Below are 17,047 nucleotides of genomic sequence, written 5' to 3'. Positions count from 1 at the left end.
CGAGAGCCGGCTTGGTTGGCTCCCCCTTAGAGCCGGACGATCTTGTCCGGCTCTAGAATTAAAGAAGTAGAGCATGATGTCGTCCGAAAACCGATCCCATTTTTCGGCATCATGCTCTGGCCGTGTACGAAATCCCGAAGCAAAGACATGAGGGCACACTCTTGAAGAAACTTCTTCTGGTTCTTCTCCTGATTATCGTGCTTGTGGCCGGCGGTATTGCGTGGTTCGTCACGCGCACGCCGGCTTCGCCCTTCGATAGTGTCGCCGCGACACAGGCGCCCTCGGAGGACCTGCTGCAGAACGGCGAATATGTTGCGCGCCTCGGCGATTGCGTCGCCTGCCACAGCACGCCGAAGAGCGGTCCCTTCGCCGGCGGGCTGGAAATGGGGACGCCGCTCGGCTCCATCTTCACGACCAACATCACCCCGGATAAGGAAACCGGGATCGGCAACTATACGCTCGCAGATTTCGACCGCGCCGTCCGCCAGGGTGTTGCGCGCGACGGGCATCGCCTCTATCCGGCCATGCCCTACCCTTCCTATGTGAAGATGAACGACGACGACATTCGAGCGCTCTACGCCTATTTCATGAATAGGGTCGCGCCGGTACAACAGGCGGACAGACCCTCCGACATCAAATGGCCGATGAACATGCGCTGGCCTCTGGCACTCTGGAACGCCGTTTTCACCGAAGGCGGCACCTATCAGCCGAAAACGGCCGGCGACGACCAGTGGAACCGTGGCGCCTATCTCGTTCAGGGGCCGGGACACTGCGGCAGCTGCCATACACCGCGCGCCATTACGATGGCAGAAAAGGCGCTGGATGAGAGCAGTCCGCTCTATCTTTCCGGCGCTCTTCTCGACGGCTGGTATGCGCCAAGCCTGCGCGGCGATCCCAATACCGGCCTTGGCCGCTGGAGCGAGGAGGATATCTATGCCTTCCTCAAGAGCGGCAGGAACGGTCACGCCGTCGTCTTCGGCTCCATGGCGGATGCCTTCAACAATTCGACACAGTTCATGAGTGATGACGACCTGAAGGCAATAAGCCATTACCTGAAATCCCTGCCCGGCGATCCCGCCCGCGACGGCACGCCCTGGCAATACGACGAAGGCACCGCCCAGAACGTATCGCTTTCCAACCGTGAGCAGATACCGGGCGCCCAGACTTTCGTTGCAAAATGCAGCTTCTGTCACGGCGTCGACGGACGCGGAAAGCAGCAATGGATCCCACCGCTCGCCGGCTCTGCCGCTTCGCTTGCGAAGGAAAACGCATCGCAGATCAATGTGACGCTGAACGGTTCCAGCCGCGTCGTGGCGAACGGAATTCCGGATGCCTATCGCATGCCGCCGTTCCGCCAGCAGCTTTCGGACCAGCAGATTGCCGATGTCCTGACATTCGTGCGCTCTTCGTGGGGAAATCAAGGCGGAGCGGTTGCAGCAAACGATGTGAAGGCCCTACGCGAGCATACGGATCCGGCAAGCAGCAGCCCGATCATATTGCAGATGCGGTAGCTCCTGGTTGCCCGTTGACCGTTGCCGTGCCGCTACTTGTGACTTCCGGCATTGTCTCCCCATAAGCCGCAGGGCTATTGCACATGGGGCGGATGAGCACTGAAAATTCCCTCTCCCCGGCGGGGAGAAGGGACGCCGCAACGACTTCAGTTCATGCGGTTGCCCTACCATAAGCCGAATCAAGCATCTAAAGCATGTCGCGCAAAAGTGTGTAGCGGTTTTGCGAGAACGACATGCGCAAAATCAAGGAACTAAAGCACAGGAAGCGAATCTGAAAGATCGCGACGTGCTTTAATGTTCCTGCCCGGCAAGCTTGAGAGCTTGCGCCCGCTTTCTTCTCCGGCTCACCCGCGACGAAGGCGTCTTGACCTGCCCTTCCTGGGGCAAGGAAATGATCGCCTTCAGACCGGGATTGTTGGGCTGAAGCAGGATATCGCCGCCATGCTGCCGGGCCACTGCCCTTGCAATCGACAGGCCGAGCCCGACGCCGCCCGTGCCCCTGTTTCTCGAAGCTTCCAGACGGAAGAAGGGCGCGAATACCTTTTCCTTCATATCCTCAGGTATGCCCGGGCCATTGTCTTCGACGACGATATCGATGGTGCCGGCCGAATGGTGAATATGGACCCTGGCATGGCCGCCGTAGCGCGCCGCATTTTCCGCAAGATTGCGGACGGCGCGGCGCAAGCCATCGGGCCGGCAGCGATAAGTCGTCTTTGGTCCTTCGATATACTCCACTGGCAGGCCGAGATCGGCAAGGTCGTCACAAATGCTGCCGACCAGCGCCTCCAGTTCGATGGCCCGCGTTTCCTCGGCCGTGGATTCACCACGTGCGAAGGAAATGGCGGCTTCCGTCATGCTCTGAAGCTCGTCGATGGTCGCCAGCATCTTCTGCTGTACGTCCGGATCCTTGACGAACTCGGCCCTCAACCGCAGCGAGGTCAACGGCGTCCTGAGATCGTGGCCGATCGCGGCCAGCATCCTCGTTCGATCATCGACAAAGCGATGCAGACGCTCCTGCATGCGGTTGAATGCTTCGGCGGTACGCTTGATGTCGTCAGGTCCTTGCTCCGGCAACGGCGGCAGATTTTCGCCACGCCCCAAGGCTTCCGCCGAAACGGCAAGCCGTCTCAGCGGGCGTGCGATGCGGCTGGCGATGAATACTCCGATGAGCGACAGGATGAGCGCGGTGGTCGCAAGTGAGGTGAGCGATTTCATATCCCACCAGCGGTCGCCGACATTCTTATAGAACGCCGTATTCAGCCACATGCCATCATTGAGCTTGACGGCAAGGCCATATCCATTGCGATCCCCGAAATAAACGAACTTTGCCGGCTGCGGCAGGCTCCAGAGAACGGGCGGTGGGGTAGCCCAGTCCTCGCCGGCGTTCGCCGTCATTACCCCCTTCGACATCAGATGATCGACATCCGGGCTCGAGCGCATGCCCCACTTCGCTCCAAGGTCGATAAAATTCTCGATCGGCCGTGCAAGTTCATTTGCCGCACGCGAGCGCCATGCGCCGGCATCCGTCGGCTCAATCTGCGAAAGCCAGAAACGGGAATAGCTGGTCTCGCTTGCGAGCAGCGCCTGTTCACGCAACGGCTTGGGCATGGATTCCATCAAGCGCGTGACGGAGGCGCACCGGCTGAAGAATTCGCTTTTCATGGCGGCATGCAGCGCCTTGGTGCGCTCGTCCCAGGAAATCGAAAACGTCAGGCACTGCGAGACGACAAGGGCAAGCAGGGTAAAGCCGATGAACTGGGCAGCAAGGCTCCTCCTCCACCAGTAGATCATTCGAACCCCACATCCGCCGAGAGGCTGTAGCCGCCGCCCCAATGCGTCTTGATGACCGAAGGATTCTTCGGATCCGGCTCGATCTTCTTGCGCAAGCGGCTCACCTGGTTGTCGATGCTTCTGTCGAAGATGTCGGCCGTCCTGCCAACCGTCAGATCGAGAAGCTGCTCGCGGCTGAGCACCATGCCCGGACGTTCGAGGAAGACCTTCAGAAGCCGGAATTCGGCGGTGCTGAGCGGGATGCCGACACCGTCGTCGCCCGAAAGCTCCTGCCGCCCCATATTGACGCGCCATTGACCGACGCGGATAACCCTGGCCTTTTTCAGCGTTTCCCGCTGCTGCTGCGGCACACCATTGGCCCGACGCAGGACAGCCCGGATGCGTGCCAGCAATTCGCGCGGATTGAATGGCTTCACCAGATAATCGTCAGCCCCCAGTTCAAGGCCGATGATGCGGTCCGTATCCTCACTCATGGCGGTCAGAAAGATGATCGGGGTATCCGTCGTCCCCCTGAGATGGCGGCAGACGGAGAGACCATCTTCGCCCGGCATCATGACGTCCAGAACGATCAGATCCACCGCACCGCGCTCGAGGATCCTTCTCAGGGCGAGCCCGCTATCGGCGACGCTGACCTTATAGCCCTGCTGCTCGAGATATTGGCCGACAAGGTCCCTTATATCCGAATGATCATCGACGACGGCGATGTGCGCAGCTTTTTGCATGACGGTTTCCACGATCTCAAGTCATTCTACAGAAGGCCGCTCCGAGCCGCATCGAAAAAAGTGTATCAAAGTTTCACATAGACCGGAGGGTTGCGCTGCAAGCGGCACCCCCGCTTGCAAACCTTGCGACAGCCGGTGCAAGCCGTATCGAGAGGATACGGATTTCATCGAACCTGTCCTCGAAATCCAATCGATATGTTGCGCGAAGAGGTCCCCTGCAGCTGACAAACTATAAGGTTGTTGTCACATGGATGTGCCGCGGACGGGCAAATTTGTAACAAGCTGTCGCAGCTCTCGTACCACCGATATGCGGAATGGGGCGACGACATCGCCCGGCTTCGATCAAGGGCAAATCCTGCCATTTGCTCTGCAAAATAGGCCGCTTGCAGCAGCCGTCCAACAATCACTGCCGCGCCGGCCTGTGCCAGAGCCGATGGCCGGCGCTGCCATCGCCGGCGACAGGCTTTTACATCTCCGGCACAAAGCTGCGACATGAGCGTCTTAAGCTCCTGCTCGAAGATCACTTGCCCGGTCGAGACTATCGACGCTGACAGGAGGATATGGAATTGGCCATGGAATTATCACAGATCGCAACGCTTCGCCGCGTTCTCGAAATCTTCTGCGCCCGGCACGAACTGGAGTTCGCCGATCGAACGGCGATCATCGCCGCTCGTGAGCTCATGAAATTCGCCGACGAGGGCGAAACCGATCCCCTGGCTCTCGAGCAGCGCCTCGACGAGGCAATGCAGACTTCCGGCGGACCTATGCTGCCGGCCCAAAGGGCCGTGGCATCAATGGGCGCTTCATCGGCGCGGCAGCAATGATTGTCCGCCGTCGAAATTGTCCGGTCATCTTCCGCACCCAAAAGCCTCGTTTAAATTGGAAGGCAAACCCATGCACATTTCCCGCCGCACCGTGTTGACATCGATGGTGGCCGCGGCCGCCGCACCCAGATGGAGCTTTGCCGCAGACGAACGACGGGCTCTGGTCGTCTATTATTCCTATACCGGCCATACCAGGGCGGTTGCCGAAAAGCTTCGTGCACTCCTGGGGGCCGAGCTCTTCGAAATCCAGATGCGCAACCCTTATCCTCTCGACATGCAGCGTGCAGCCGAGCAGTCCAAATACGAGCTGGAAACGGGAGAGCTTCCTCCCTTGCTCGATGGCCTTCCCAATCTTTCGAAATACGACCTGATCCTCGTCGGCGGCCCGGTGTGGTGGAATACCATCACGCCGCCTGTCATGAGTTTCCTCGAACGGATGGATTTTGGGGGGCGGAAGGTTGCCGCCTTCTCCACATATGTGCTGGAGCCGGCGCATTATGAAAGGAATTTTGCCGCACAGGCACGCAGCACTTCGCTTCTACCCAGCCTGATGATCAGCGAATTCGAGGTCACGGAGAGGCTGGCGGACAAGGCCATCGCATCCTGGGCTCTCAAAAGCCTGCCGAAGGATGCGCCGCAAGCTCTCTAAGGTCGCCAACACACGCGGATTGCTCTCGCTCCACCATCCACGCATGTTGCAGCCTCTTGTCGCGATGACGCCGCATTCGCCGTGATATTCTGACGCCGCGGTATCAATGGTATTCTATGGTGCCGCAAGTCCTCCATCTGCGGAGATCCCAATGGGCGAAGCATTTCCAGCGACATCGATGCCGGACCGCGATTGGTGGACGGCACTTTGGCCCGATCCGCTGGCAACACTCCAAGCACTCGGCATCAAGCCCGGCATGACCGTCCTCGATCTTTGCTGCGGCGATGGCTACTTCACCGCACCGCTGGCAAAACTCGTTGCCGGAAAGGTCTATGCGCTCGATTTGGACGAAACCATGCTCGAAATGGCGGGGACGGAAGCCGATCGACAAGGCGTCTCCGTGCAAAAATGGATCCATGCCGATGCGCGCGACGTCGCAAAACATCTTCCCGAAAATATCAATTATGTCCTGATGGCGAACACGTTTCACGGTGTTCCCGATCAGCCTGGCCTCGTCCGCGCCATCCATTCGGTGCTCGCTCCCAAGGGGCTTTTCGGCATCGTCAACTGGGAGACGCGATCGCGCGAGGAGACTACGGTGCTCGGGCTGCCGCGCGGTCCCAGGACCGAGATGCGCATGGCGCCGGCCAAGGTCGCGGCGATTGTCGAGACCTTCGGCTTCAAGTCCCAGGCCGTGATCGAGCTGCCGCCCTATCACTACGGCGTGGTTTTCGCTGCCCTATAGCTGTGCCAAGGATGTCGCTGGTCATATTGCCAAGCCTACTGGCGGTCCCGGCCGAACGCAGGGACCACCACATCAATCAGCCGAACGCAACAGTGCGTATCCTGCGGAGCGAGAGTGCGATCAACAGGCCGGCGATCGCCGCGACGCTGCCCGCCAGAAAGACGCTGCCATAGCCGGTCCGGTCGGCCAGAAGGCCGGCAAATGGCCCGGTCAGCCCGTAGGCGAGATCCTGAAAGGCCGAGAAGCCTCCAAGCGCGGTGCCGCGCAGATGCGGTTCCACCCGCCGGACGACCTCGCGGCCCATGGAAGGATAGATCAGTGAGCATCCGAGCCCGGTCAGAAAGGCACCCGCCAGGGCGAGCATGGGATCGGCGGCACTCCAGATCAGCAATTGGCCTACCGCTTCGACCGCCAGTGACCCGAACGCGACCGGCAAGCCACCGATACGATCAGGCAGATGGCCGAAGAGCACGCGCACCAAAACGAAGCCGACGCCGAAGGCCGTCAGGCCCAGCCCGGCATAGCTCCAGCCCCGATTAAGGAAATACAGCGTGAAGAAGGCACCAATCGCGGCGAAGCCTATGCCCTGAAAACACACGACCGCCCCGTGCAGCCAGACCTTGCCGACGACGGTCCAGAATGGCGGGCGCTGCGCACCGGGATTAGGCGCAACGCCAGGAACCCGCCAGATCGCCATCAGCCCTAGGAATGGTAGAACAGCGCTGATCGCCGTTGTCCCGGCAAAGCCAAACCGGCTGAACAAAGCCAGACCGATCGGCCCGCCTACGGCGAGCGCTCCATAGATGGCGGCGCCGACCAGCGCCAGAACCCTGCCCGAACGAGCCGGGCCGACGACGCCAATGCCCCAGGCGATGATGCCGACGGCAACCAGACTTTCGCCCAGCCCCAAAGCCAAGCGTCCCAGAAGGAGGAGTAGAAAGGACGGCAACGGCGTGTCGGTGAGAACGCCGGCACCCAAAGCCATCAAAGCCCCCACGACATAGAATGCAAGCCCCCGCGTCACAGCCACCTTGGCGCCGCGATGGTCCGAGAGCCCGCCGGCATAGCCGCGCGTGAGGATGGTTGCCAGAAAGGCGATGCCGACGCCGAGCCCGGCCCAGACATTGCCGAGCCGCAATTGACCGCTCACATAAAGGGGCACGATCGGAAACGAGATGCCGATGCAAAGATAGGATATGAAGAGAATGACGCTCAGCAGCATCAGCCGGCCGCGCGTCTGTTCAGGTGTCGATCGAAAAGCCATGATAATCTCCGGGCTTTTCCTCGATCAGCGAAGGCACAAAAAAACGCACTCCGACCGACGAGGATCGTTGAGTGCGTTGCTTGACGTCAAACGCTTACGGCCGGCACCGCCGGCTGCCATTCCAATAGGCGCTTGCCGCAAGCGTGTCAACATCGCGTTGACCGCGCCGGAGGCATGCTGGCCCGCCCCTCACCGAAGCCTGAGGCTTTTAAGATAGGCGCAGAACATATCCGCCATGGCATCGCCATAGGCTTCGATCTCCTGCGCAGTTTGCGTGCTTTCCGAAAGCTGCTTTCCCGTGGCGCTCAGCGTCGTGGCGATCAAGTCCGCCGCCAGGACACGGGCCGCGTCATCGACCTCCGGCAAGGCTTCGCGCATGAAGAGCTGCAGGATGCGGTCCCCGGATGACCGCGCCTCATGCGCCTCCGGCGCATCACGATAAAGCGGCGCCGCGTCGTTGAGCGCAACACGCATCGCGGCCTCCTCGCATTCGGAGCGGATGAACGCGTGGACCAGGGAGCGTAATCGGCCCAGCGGTGGCGTTGCCGTATCCTCGAGGATGCGTCGCAGCATATCCGAAGTCCGCCGCCATTCGTCACTTTGCAGGCGAAAGAGGATCGCTGCCTTGTTGGGGAAGTATTGATAGAGGGAGCCGACACTGACACCGGCCTTTTCGGCAACGCGTGCGGTGGTGAAGCGCTGAGCGCCCTCCGTTGCCAAAACCTGAGCCGCAGCACTCAGGATCGCGGAAACGAGCTCGGTCGAGCGAGCCTGCTTCGGCTGCTTTCGCGAGGAAATCCGGGCTCTTGGACGATCCGTCATATCGAGGCCTGACAATGCGAATAGGAAAGATGACGAATTAATCGTATTTTGCGCGCCATGCAAACCGAAGAACAACATGGCGATGAAAGCAGCGGGCCGGCACGCGGAGCAGTCGAAACCGACGCCCTGGCAAAGACTGTCTCGCATGTGAGCCAAAGCCTGGTGAAAGCCGCACTTGCCGGCGCGAGCGACTCCGAGCTCGTCATTCTTCTCGGCCGTGCGCTGTATGCGGTGGGTCTCGACATTTCGACGATCGAGATCGGCTGTGATGCCGTCGATCCGGAGAGGGTGCAGCATTTCATTCGTTGGCGGCGAGACGGCGAAGGCACCGAAGACAATATTCTCGGCGGTAAGATCTTCACTGCCATGCTGGAGGAGGACGCAGCGGTTCTCCGCCTTGATGCTCGCAGCGGTCGCCTTGCATCCGTTCCGCAGGATAGAGCAACGGACGCCATCGCCTTTGCGAACCATCTTGCCCCCGACGTCACGCTCGGTTTCTTCGACGACGTCATGAGCCTGTTCATCACCGAGCGTCCCGGTGGGTTTTCAGCGATGGAAATAGAGCTGCTGCATCTCTTGACGCCTGTCTTCGCACTTGCCCTCGGAGCCCGATTGAATGCCGCCGCCGCGCGCGTTCTGCTGCAGACTTATCTGGGCCGCAATGCTGCAACCGCCTTGCTCGACGGCCGCGTGGGCCTTGGCGAGGTCGAGCAAATTCGGGCGATCGTGATCTATTGCGACCTATTCCAGTTCACCTCGCTGACCGAGCGGCTGGATCCTCGGGCTCTCATCGACCACCTCAATCTGTTCTTCGAGACGATTACCCGGCCTCTGGCTCGTGCCGGCGGCCAGGTCTCCGGTCATGTCGGTGACGCCGTCGTCATGTTCTTTCCCATTCCGGACGCCGAAAGTGAACGGCCGCTCTGTGCTGCTGCGGTAAAGGCCGCGCTGGAGGGGCTGCAGGCACTGGAGCGCGTCAATGCCATGCTGTCACGAAAGACGGCGCCGCCGCTGCGGGCGCGGATCGGCATCGACATCGGCGACGTCGTTCACGGCAATATCGGTTCCGCAGGCAGATTTTCGTTTACGATCATCGGCACGCCGGTAAACCGCTCGGCCCGATTGCAGGCCCTCGCCAAGGATCTGGACGCAGTTATGCTGATGACTTCGGCTCTCGCGGAGGCCGCCGGCATTCAATGCAAGTCTTTCGGCCGCCACGCTCTGAGGGGCTTCGACCATCCGGTCGACATCGTCGGTTTCGATATCTCCGGCGACCACTGAAATGCGAATGACAGCTCTCACGAGATTGCACGGGATGTGATCAGCTCGCGGATTTACTGAATATTTTCAAAATCATAAATGCATTCCACGCCTACATCGGCCGACGCGATTATGAAAAGCGACGAATTATTCGTATTTTTTCGCCGACGAAAACGTCAGTCCTGAACGGAGAAAAATATGACCTCCCTGACCAACGCCCCGCTCGCACCCTTGCTCGATCGCCTGTTCGAGGAAGCCGATGCGACGTCGCCCGCGACAACTCCATCGGTCGCCGCCTACTGGGGCGGCCTTTCCAGCGAGGAACGCGCGCGTCTGGTGCGCAGCAAAACCGACTACCTCGATTTCTATGCCCGGCTGAAGGACATACCGCTCGCGGTCTCGCGCGAGGCTGGAACCTTGCTCTATATGCTGGCGCGAAGCACGGGAGCCCGCACCATCGTCGAATTCGGAACTTCCTTCGGCATCTCCACCCTTCACCTTGCGGCTGCGCTGCGGGACAATGGCGGCGGGCGTCTGATCACCACCGAATTCGAACCCTCCAAAGTGGCACGGGCGCGGGAACATCTAAAAGCCGCTGGCCTCATCGATCTCGTAGAGATCCGGGAAGGCGATGCCCTGCAGACGCTGAGCGCCGATCTGCCCGATGCTATCGACCTGTTGCTTCTCGATGGCGCCAAGGCGCTCTATCCGGACATTCTGAGGCTGGTGGAAAGCCGCCTAAGGCCGGGAGCTCTCGTGCTGGCCGACAATGCGGATTTCTGCCCCGATTACTTGGCATGGGTGCGGTCGCCGGCAAGCGGATATATGTCCGTACCGTTCGCCGAAGACATCGAACTGTCGATGCGGATCGGATGACGCCATTCACGGCGCAAGCGCGTCCCTGGAGTGCTTGCAACATCCCCTGCATTCACTGCCGACTGCGGCGACGGCTTTCACATGCTCTATTGCGTTGGCGTCGCGGCCGTCACGCCGCGGTATGAACAAGCTTGAACTGCGAGCGCCTGTAGAAGGCCAGCATTTCCCGCTCGAAACTTTCCACGGCCAGCACGACCCACGGCTCGTAATGGTCTCTGCGGGAGCGCATCCTGCGTCGGCCATCCGGGTCGAGCATTCCGCGCAACGCCCAATCTACCAACCCCATCCCGTCACTCTCACCCCGCCAAGGTCCCTTCACCATCCGCCTTACCGGCCTCAATCGCGTCCGACGGCATGGCCAACGCTAAATAGGTAACCCCTGATCGAAAGAAAGGTGAAGAAACGTTGTATTAAGGTTTGTAACATGGGTTTGCCTGGGACTGTCGCATTGCGGCGACACCCGGCAGCCAATCCCGCTCGGCGGCGATCGCAAACAGGGCTGAACGAGGATGTCGGCGCCTGCTTCCATAACGATGGGATCATCTGAACATCAGGCGCGTGACGTGGCGATCGATCATCCGCGAATTCGCTTCGATCCAGCGCCAGACCATGGCCATGACAAACATGGTCAGAAGCCATCCGAGCATGACATCCGACAGGAAATGAGCACCAAAGATCACGCGGTTGAACGCCACGAACAGCGAGCATGGTACCAGGATTACCGCAGCAATCCATCTGCGCCCCACAGGCACAAATATCAATAGGGACAGCGCCGCCGCAGCCGCGGCTGCTTCGCCGGAAGGGAAGGAACAATTGCGGGTGCACGCTGCCGAAAACTGCCACACCGGGGTAAAATCAGCTGTGCCCCCGAACTCGATCAGCTGACGAGGGCGCACGCGTCCAATCGCTACTTTTAGCGTCTGCACCACCAATAGCGGCCCGGCGGCAAAGCTCAGGAGCACGAAAAGCGGTTTGTGAGGAGGGCAGAACCGCAATCGCCGCGGCAGGAAAACATGCAGGACGATGATGACGGCCATGGTGCCGAGAATATAAGGCTGGCTTTGACGGGCAATATCCCTCACCGCCTTCAGCCAGGGGTTTTCCGCGAGCCAGAAGACATGTCCGTGGGCAAATAAGCGCGCAACGGCCAGATCGAGTTTCGGAAAGACCACGAAGACGAAACTGCTCCAGACGATCAGCATACCGATGGCTGCCAATTCACCATCAGCCGTTGCGTGCTCCTGCCGCCGGCGCAGCCGCGCTTGGCCGGAATCGGAGCTCCAGGAATTCGATGCAAATTTCCACATGCCATATCTCCAGAGACGGAATGGCGCCAAGCTGAATCCCGATTGTCAAGAAATGGCGAAGATCGCATCAAGGCCCTGTTCAGAATCGGCCATCAGGCAATCGGAAAGCTGTTTGGAAATTGCGGAAGCCGGTTTTGTCCGCAATAGTAGAACTCGGGCGGCAAAGCCGAACGGAAAAACAGAAGAAACACAGGGCGCTAGGGGTGGATAACAGTCTTGTTCTCATCGTGGAGGATGAACCGGCAATCGCACAGATACTCGAGGGCTATCTGACGCGGGACGGTTTTCGCACGGTCCGCGCCGGCGACGGCGAAACCGCGCTGCAGCACCATGCGCTTTTGAAGCCCGATCTCGTGCTTCTGGATGTTCGTTTGCCGAAACTGGACGGCTTCGGTGTGCTCGGCCGCCTGCGCCAGGCCGGCTCAACGCCGGTCATCATGGTCACAGCCGTCGCTGACGACATCGACCGACTGAGCGGGTTGCGCCTCGGTGCCGACGACTACGTCGTCAAACCGTTCAACCCGCAGGAAGTCGTCGCCCGCGTCAGAGCGGTCCTACGCCGGACGCAGGGCGAGCGCGCAGAAGCCATCAAGCGCTTCGGCGCGCTGGAGGTCGATTTCGGCAGCTACACCGTCTTCATCAACAGGGACGAAGGCCGTGTTGCAGTGCCGTTGACGCTGAGCGAATTTCGAATCCTCGCCTACATGATCCGCCATCCGACCCAGGCTTTCGCGCGCGCCGATATTCTCGATGCCTGCCTGCCGGAAAGCGATGCCCTGGTGCGTACAGTCGATACCCACATCTCTAATCTCAGACGCAAACTGGAAGAAATGGGGCAGATCGGCTTCTTTCCTGCCGTGCGCGGCATCGGCTATCGCTTTTCGGATCCGCGATGAAAAGACAGAGAATTCCCAGCGCGCCGCTTGCAACGCTCACGGCCATAGTCACCACGATCATGCTGCTGCTCAGCGTTGGCCTAACCTATCTGGGGGTCAACTGGTATGCGACCTATCTGGAGCAAGGCATCAGCGAGGCCCTGCCGCCCAAGGCCGCGGCGACCTACAAGATGCTGAGCGAAAACAAGGTTCCCGATGGAGATTCCCTTAAGCTCCTGGTCGAACACCTCATTTCGCTGACGGAACCTACGGATCTCAAGGTGCAGCTCTCCGTCCTCGTTTTCGGCCTCTTGTCGGCTCTACTCTGCGCCGTAATCGGCGTCTTCCTGGCGCGGCGGCTTGCGCGCCCGCTCGAAGATCTCACTTTCGCCGCCGAGGGCCTGAAGTCCGGCGACTTCTCCGTCCGCGTCGCAGCCTCCTATCGCAGCACGCGCGAAGTCGCGAGCCTCGTTGAAACCTTCAACGCCCTTGCGACCAGCCTGGAGACGATGGAGGAAAGATTGCGCTTCAACAACATGGCGGTTGCACATGAGCTGCGCACACCGTTGACCATCCTGCAGGGATCGCTGCAGAGCATGCTCGATGGCGTGTTTCCGATGGATCGGAAAATCATTTCCGACCTCCTCTTGCAGGTCGAAGGCCTGGGACGGGTTGTCGAGGATCTGCGCACCCTGTCGCTCGCCATCGGCCAGAAACTCGTGATGGAACGTCAGCGCATCGACGCATCCCTGCTGGTCGAGACTGTCATCGCCTCGGCAAAACCCATGCTGGAAGCCAGCAAGCTGCAGGTCGAAACTGAGCTGAAACCCGCCTGGATCTCAGCCGACTCCCCCCGCATTCGCCAAGCCGTGCTGGCGCTGCTCGAAAATGCGTGCCGCTACGCTGCCGAAGGTGGATGGCTGCGATGCGAAACCGAGCAGCTGGCGGACGATAGGATCGTCATTCGCGTTCTCGATCACGGTCGCGGATTTCCGCAGGATATGGATGCCGTCGCCGTCAACCCTTTCTGGCGCGGCGACCCCTCGCGTTCGCGGGCGACCGGCGGCACCGGGCTGGGACTATCCGTGGTGCAGGCAATCGCGGCTGCCCACGGCGGACATCTTGAATTCGCAAATCGGCCCGAGGGCGGCGCCATGGTCGCAATCCATTTGCCAGACGGTATGCCTGGAGAAACGCGCGGTTTCGGTGAGCAGGATACAGCCTCCGGACAATGCCGGCTTTGTTGAACAAGGCCACCGCGGTCGGGCCGTCAGTGGAAGAGTTCGCCGATATTGAGGAACCACGACTTTTTCTGGCTGCGCCTGTCCTCTCTCTGAATTTTCGAATGGGGGATCTGGAAGCCGTAGACGCACTCCGGCTCGCCGGAACGCTCAAGCCAGAAAGCATCGATGTTCGATAGCAGCATCGATTGCCGGGAACGCCGGCGATATTGAATCGGGTGCCTTGCCTGCGAAACCGCGAGGAAGTGCTGCATGCCTCCCTCCGCCGCCAGGCCCTGCAGCACGATCAGGATCGCCTCTTTGGGCCTGAGGCCGGCGAGATCGCGAGTTACCTCGATGATACGCTGCTTCGCATTGCGTGGTCCCTGCATGCTGCCGACGACGAATGTATAACGCCCCTTCGTCCCTTGATAGACGAACGTGAATCTGGCCGTGCAAAGAACAGCCTGATCGCTCACGCGCAGGAGTTTGATGGCGAAAGCACCCTCATGGCGGCCGCCGCTGCGGTCGGCGAGCGCAAGGTGGCATGCATATGCCTCGCATTTGCCCTGCACCGTCCCCATTTCCAGCCATTCGCCGCGCCAGAGCCGTATCATGCTGTCTCTGGAGAGGATGGTTTCAGCAATCGAAAAATGCTCGATGAGAAGAGACAGCCGACGGGAATTGGGCATTCTGTGGACGAGAAACTTCGAAAGCGGTTTCTGCAGCAGTTCGTCATGCGGAGGCGGTAATTCATGCGTAGCCGCGAACGCCGCGATAAAGCGCCACCAACGAATAGTCAGAAGCGGGTTTGCAGCAAAGCGGCACCAGAAGAGAAAAGCACGCTTCCAGCGCACGCGCAGGCCGAAGGTCAATATTCTCCAGATGACGATGTATCGCGATATAGGCGGTCGGGAAGCCGTTGGTGGCAACGCAGGACAAGGGGAAATCTTGGATAGGAGGCGCTCCGGCGCCGCAGCAGCTGATGTCTTTTGATTCATGCGAAAGTCCGGCGGATTTGGTTTCGCCGAACCATCTGCGTTGGGATTGTCAAGGCAGCGTCAAGACAAGATCAGCCTTTCATGAGGCATGCCACGAAGGGTTCCGAGCCTAAGCGATCTGATGCGCTCGAGGAAACCCCGAAAGGCATCAGCTTTGCGGTCTCCTCCCATTTGCATTGCGAATGATCCGACCGCGCCGATCGAGCGCCGGCGCGGTCCAGCTTGATATCAACCCAAGAAAGCGCGGATTTCGACTGCGATCTCGGCAGCGTGGGTTTCTAGAGCAAAATGGCCGGTATCAAAGAATTTGACCACCGCGTCTGGAATGTCCCGGCGATAGGCCTCAGCACCTGGCGGCAAGAAAAAGGGATCGTGCCTGCCCCAGACCGCAAGCAGACGCGGCTTGTAGGTTCTGAAATAATTCTGGAAGGTCGAATAGAGCGCGACGTTGCTTTTGTAGTCGCCGAAAAGATCGAGCTGCACCTTCTCCGAACCAGGTCGGGCCAGATAGAGACTATCGAGCGAATAGCCGTCGGGAGAGACCTTCGAGAGGTCCGGGACACCGTGCGTGTATTGCCACGCCGTCGCGTCCGGCTGAAGGAATGCCTTCAGGGCATTACGATTTTCATCGGAGGCTTCGCGCCAATAGGCTTGGATCGGATTCCAACCTTCGCTCAGGCCCTCTTCATAGGCATTGCCGTTCTGGGAGATGATCGCCGTGATCCGTTCCGGATGCTTCAACGCCAGTCGGAAGCCGGTCGGCGCACCATAATCGAAGACATAGACGGCAAAACGGTCGAAGCCAACGACTTCCGTGAAACGGTCGATCGTCTCGGCGATGCTGTCGAATGTGTTGCTGCCCTTCGGCGCGTCGGATTGCCCGAAGCCGGGTAGATCTGGGGCGATGATGTGGTAGCGATCCGCCAGAAGCGGGATGAGATCGCGGAACATGTGGCTGGAAGTCGGGAAGCCATGCAGCAGCAGAAGCTTGTCCGCGCCGGCCGAGCCCGCTTCACGGTAGAAAACCTTGACATCTTCGATATTGACGCTGCGATAGGTGATATCAGTCATGTTAAGCTCCTTTCGTAACCTATGAACATCTATTTTTTAGGTTACATCTCAGAATTCAAATGATGCCGCGGACGCGCCTGCATTGGCACCGATATCAGCGACAGACGCCATCATCAGCGCGGACAACTCGGCCCTCTGTAGTAGCATTGGCCTTCTCCCGCCAGTTGGAATAAATAACCTCTTTAATGACACTGATATGGTTACTCTTCACTTGGGTAACTTGTCAAGAGGCTTTGGAAGGGTTATATAGTCGCTATGTTTTCGAGCGGCCTTTCAGCCCCCTGTCGGCCGGAATAAGGAGCAGTCGATGGACAGCCGTTCACCCGCCATCTTCGTTGGCGACACGCTCGGACTGGATTTCCTCAATTCGGTCGCAACGCCGGTGGATGTGCCGATCGACTGGATTGACGACGGAGAGGGTCTGCTGCGCTGGCTGGAACAGGCAGGCCTAGTGCCGCGGAAAACGCTTGCCGCCATGCGCAAGCAGGCGCTGCCGGGCGAACTCAACAAAGTCGCCGACCAGGCAAGAAGCCTGCGTGAGTGGTTCAGAACTTTCGTAAACTCCCACAGGGGAAAGCCGCTGGCATCAGAGGCCTTGAACGATCTGGAACCGCTGAACCGTCTGTTGGAACGCGATGAAGGTTTTAGCCGGATTGTCACAAGAAAGCCGGGCGAAGATCGCAAACTCTGCCTTCAGCCGATGCGGAAATGGCGCTCTCCGGAATCGCTGCTATTACCGATCGGCGAAGCGCTGGGACGTTTTGTCTGCACGGAAGATTTTTCCGATGTGAAGGCCTGCGAAGGCCACGCATGCACCTTGATGTTCGTTGACCATACCCGCGGGCGCCGCAGACGCTGGTGCAGCATGGCGATGTGCGGCAATCGCTCCAAGCAGGCAGCCCATCGACATCGGCTCAAGCAGAGCTGACGCCAGTCCCGCAAAAAGACAGGCGTTTTGCTGGAAGCATGAATTACAGCTTGAAGCTAAGCCCAGCTCGCTCCTGCCCGATATCACTAGAGCTTTTCAGGTTTTGACGGAAGCGTATCCGGCGTTGGCGAAGTAGTTGCTGCATTCGCTAGGCTCGATGGTTGTGACGAGGTGTCCGATG

17 protein-coding genes are annotated in these 17,047 nt (G+C 59.7%); 9 read left to right on the top strand and 8 right to left on the bottom strand.

The features are described 5' to 3' along the window. The first annotated feature begins 161 nt into the window (after nt 1–161). Entirely contained in the window at nt 162–1,511 is a 1,350-nt protein-coding gene (locus tag FBZ99_RS14905; protein WP_113350677.1) for a c-type cytochrome, read from the top strand. 291 nt (nt 1,512–1,802) lie between these two features. On the opposite strand, the gene FBZ99_RS14900 is transcribed toward FBZ99_RS14905, so the two are convergent. Continuing rightward, nucleotides 1,803–3,302: a sensor histidine kinase gene (locus FBZ99_RS14900; protein ID WP_113350678.1), complete on the bottom strand. Its 1,500-nt coding sequence runs from the start codon at nt 3,300–3,302 to the stop codon at nt 1,803–1,805. Then, complete coding sequence (locus FBZ99_RS14895; RefSeq protein ID WP_113350679.1) at nt 3,299–4,024, bottom strand: response regulator; 726 nt, start codon at nt 4,022–4,024, stop codon at nt 3,299–3,301. The genes FBZ99_RS14900 and FBZ99_RS14895 overlap by 4 nt, the downstream gene beginning before the upstream one ends. Before the next feature lie 572 nt (nt 4,025–4,596). Here FBZ99_RS14895 and FBZ99_RS14890 point away from each other — a divergent pair. The 3 genes from FBZ99_RS14890 (at nt 4,597) to FBZ99_RS14880 (ending at nt 6,242) form a co-directional block, all read left to right on the top strand. Beyond that, nucleotides 4,597–4,848, top strand: a complete 252-nt coding sequence (locus tag FBZ99_RS14890) for a hypothetical protein (RefSeq protein WP_145633950.1) — start codon at nt 4,597–4,599, stop codon at nt 4,846–4,848. A 70-nt stretch (nt 4,849–4,918) separates the two neighbouring features. Continuing rightward, a complete protein-coding gene (locus tag FBZ99_RS14885) occupies nt 4,919–5,497 on the top strand; it encodes a flavodoxin (RefSeq protein ID WP_113350681.1) in 579 nt (192 codons plus the stop codon). Nucleotides 5,498–5,648: 151 nt separating this feature from the next. Next, on the top strand, nt 5,649–6,242 hold the full coding sequence (locus tag FBZ99_RS14880; protein ID WP_113350682.1) for a class I SAM-dependent methyltransferase: 594 nt from the start codon (nt 5,649–5,651) through the stop codon (nt 6,240–6,242). A gap of 76 nt (nt 6,243–6,318) precedes the next feature. Here the strand turns inward: FBZ99_RS14880 and FBZ99_RS14875 are convergent, their stop codons facing one another. Then, a complete protein-coding gene (locus FBZ99_RS14875) occupies nt 6,319–7,506 on the bottom strand; it encodes an arabinose transporter (RefSeq protein ID WP_113350683.1) in 1,188 nt (395 codons plus the stop codon). Between the two features lie 189 nt (nt 7,507–7,695). Continuing rightward, the gene (locus FBZ99_RS14870; protein WP_113351047.1) at nt 7,696–8,328 is read right to left on the bottom strand and encodes a TetR family transcriptional regulator; all 633 of its coding nucleotides are present in this window, start codon (nt 8,326–8,328) and stop codon (nt 7,696–7,698) included. 57 nt (nt 8,329–8,385) lie between these two features. Between FBZ99_RS14870 and FBZ99_RS14865 the strand changes: the two genes are divergently transcribed. Beyond that, on the top strand, nt 8,386–9,609 hold the full coding sequence (locus FBZ99_RS14865) for an adenylate/guanylate cyclase domain-containing protein (protein WP_113350684.1): 1,224 nt from the start codon (nt 8,386–8,388) through the stop codon (nt 9,607–9,609). Nucleotides 9,610–9,786: 177 nt separating this feature from the next. Continuing rightward, a complete protein-coding gene (locus FBZ99_RS14860; RefSeq protein ID WP_113350685.1) occupies nt 9,787–10,464 on the top strand; it encodes an O-methyltransferase in 678 nt (225 codons plus the stop codon). Nucleotides 10,465–10,573: 109 nt separating this feature from the next. Here FBZ99_RS14860 and FBZ99_RS33110 read toward each other — a convergent pair whose 3' ends face one another. Together FBZ99_RS33110 and FBZ99_RS14855 are read right to left on the bottom strand one after the other, a co-directional pair. Next, nucleotides 10,574–10,750, bottom strand: a complete 177-nt coding sequence (locus tag FBZ99_RS33110) for a hypothetical protein (protein ID WP_162748755.1) — start codon at nt 10,748–10,750, stop codon at nt 10,574–10,576. Between the two features lie 253 nt (nt 10,751–11,003). Next, complete coding sequence (locus FBZ99_RS14855) at nt 11,004–11,666, bottom strand: phosphatase PAP2 family protein (RefSeq protein WP_233788565.1); 663 nt, start codon at nt 11,664–11,666, stop codon at nt 11,004–11,006. Between the two features lie 308 nt (nt 11,667–11,974). Here FBZ99_RS14855 and FBZ99_RS14850 point away from each other — a divergent pair, with 308 nt between their 5' ends. Both FBZ99_RS14850 and FBZ99_RS14845 read left to right on the top strand, forming a co-directional pair. After that, nucleotides 11,975–12,667: a response regulator gene (locus FBZ99_RS14850; protein WP_113350688.1), complete on the top strand. Its 693-nt coding sequence runs from the start codon at nt 11,975–11,977 to the stop codon at nt 12,665–12,667. Beyond that, nucleotides 12,664–13,893: an ATP-binding protein gene (locus FBZ99_RS14845; protein WP_113350689.1), complete on the top strand. Its 1,230-nt coding sequence runs from the start codon at nt 12,664–12,666 to the stop codon at nt 13,891–13,893. The genes FBZ99_RS14850 and FBZ99_RS14845 overlap by 4 nt, the downstream gene beginning before the upstream one ends. Before the next feature lie 23 nt (nt 13,894–13,916). Here FBZ99_RS14845 and FBZ99_RS14840 read toward each other — a convergent pair whose 3' ends face one another. Together FBZ99_RS14840 and FBZ99_RS14835 are read right to left on the bottom strand one after the other, a co-directional pair. Beyond that, a complete protein-coding gene (locus FBZ99_RS14840) occupies nt 13,917–14,741 on the bottom strand; it encodes a DUF535 family protein (RefSeq protein ID WP_246661119.1) in 825 nt (274 codons plus the stop codon). Between the two features lie 354 nt (nt 14,742–15,095). Beyond that, entirely contained in the window at nt 15,096–15,938 is an 843-nt protein-coding gene (locus tag FBZ99_RS14835) for an alpha/beta fold hydrolase (RefSeq protein ID WP_113350691.1), read from the bottom strand. Nucleotides 15,939–16,245: 307 nt separating this feature from the next. On the opposite strand from FBZ99_RS14835, the gene FBZ99_RS14830 reads away from it, so the two are divergent. Continuing rightward, nucleotides 16,246–16,866, top strand: coding sequence for a CGNR zinc finger domain-containing protein (locus FBZ99_RS14830; RefSeq protein WP_145633948.1), 621 nt, complete (start codon nt 16,246–16,248; stop codon nt 16,864–16,866). Nucleotides 16,867–17,047 lie beyond the last annotated feature (181 nt).

It is taken from the genome of Rhizobium sp. ERR 1071 (genome assembly GCF_007828675.1).
In the GTDB taxonomy this organism is placed as follows: Bacteria; Pseudomonadota; Alphaproteobacteria; order Rhizobiales; family Rhizobiaceae; genus Rhizobium; species Rhizobium dioscoreae.
This window is presented reverse-complemented; position numbering and strand designations above follow the sequence as displayed.

What these genes read in the sequence shown, in the direction of transcription:
- FBZ99_RS14900 (WP_113350678.1), bottom strand. Translation starts at nt 3,302, where the DNA reads ATGATCTACTGGTGGAGGAGGAGCCTTGCTGCCCAGTTCATCGGCTTT.
- FBZ99_RS14895 (WP_113350679.1), bottom strand. Translation starts at nt 4,024, where the DNA reads ATGCAAAAAGCTGCGCACATCGCCGTCGTCGATGATCATTCGGATATA.
- FBZ99_RS14890 (WP_145633950.1), top strand. Translation starts at nt 4,597, where the DNA reads ATGGAATTATCACAGATCGCAACGCTTCGCCGCGTTCTCGAAATCTTC.
- FBZ99_RS14885 (WP_113350681.1), top strand. Translation starts at nt 4,919, where the DNA reads ATGCACATTTCCCGCCGCACCGTGTTGACATCGATGGTGGCCGCGGCC.
- FBZ99_RS14880 (WP_113350682.1), top strand. Translation starts at nt 5,649, where the DNA reads ATGGGCGAAGCATTTCCAGCGACATCGATGCCGGACCGCGATTGGTGG.
- FBZ99_RS14875 (WP_113350683.1), bottom strand. Translation starts at nt 7,506, where the DNA reads ATGGCTTTTCGATCGACACCTGAACAGACGCGCGGCCGGCTGATGCTG.
- FBZ99_RS14870 (WP_113351047.1), bottom strand. Translation starts at nt 8,328, where the DNA reads ATGACGGATCGTCCAAGAGCCCGGATTTCCTCGCGAAAGCAGCCGAAG.
- FBZ99_RS14865 (WP_113350684.1), top strand. Translation starts at nt 8,386, where the DNA reads ATGCAAACCGAAGAACAACATGGCGATGAAAGCAGCGGGCCGGCACGC.
- FBZ99_RS14860 (WP_113350685.1), top strand. Translation starts at nt 9,787, where the DNA reads ATGACCTCCCTGACCAACGCCCCGCTCGCACCCTTGCTCGATCGCCTG.
- FBZ99_RS33110 (WP_162748755.1), bottom strand. Translation starts at nt 10,750, where the DNA reads ATGGGGTTGGTAGATTGGGCGTTGCGCGGAATGCTCGACCCGGATGGC.
- FBZ99_RS14855 (WP_233788565.1), bottom strand. Translation starts at nt 11,666, where the DNA reads ATGCTGATCGTCTGGAGCAGTTTCGTCTTCGTGGTCTTTCCGAAACTC.
- FBZ99_RS14845 (WP_113350689.1), top strand. Translation starts at nt 12,664, where the DNA reads ATGAAAAGACAGAGAATTCCCAGCGCGCCGCTTGCAACGCTCACGGCC.
- FBZ99_RS14835 (WP_113350691.1), bottom strand. Translation starts at nt 15,938, where the DNA reads ATGACTGATATCACCTATCGCAGCGTCAATATCGAAGATGTCAAGGTT.
- FBZ99_RS14830 (WP_145633948.1), top strand. Translation starts at nt 16,246, where the DNA reads ATGGACAGCCGTTCACCCGCCATCTTCGTTGGCGACACGCTCGGACTG.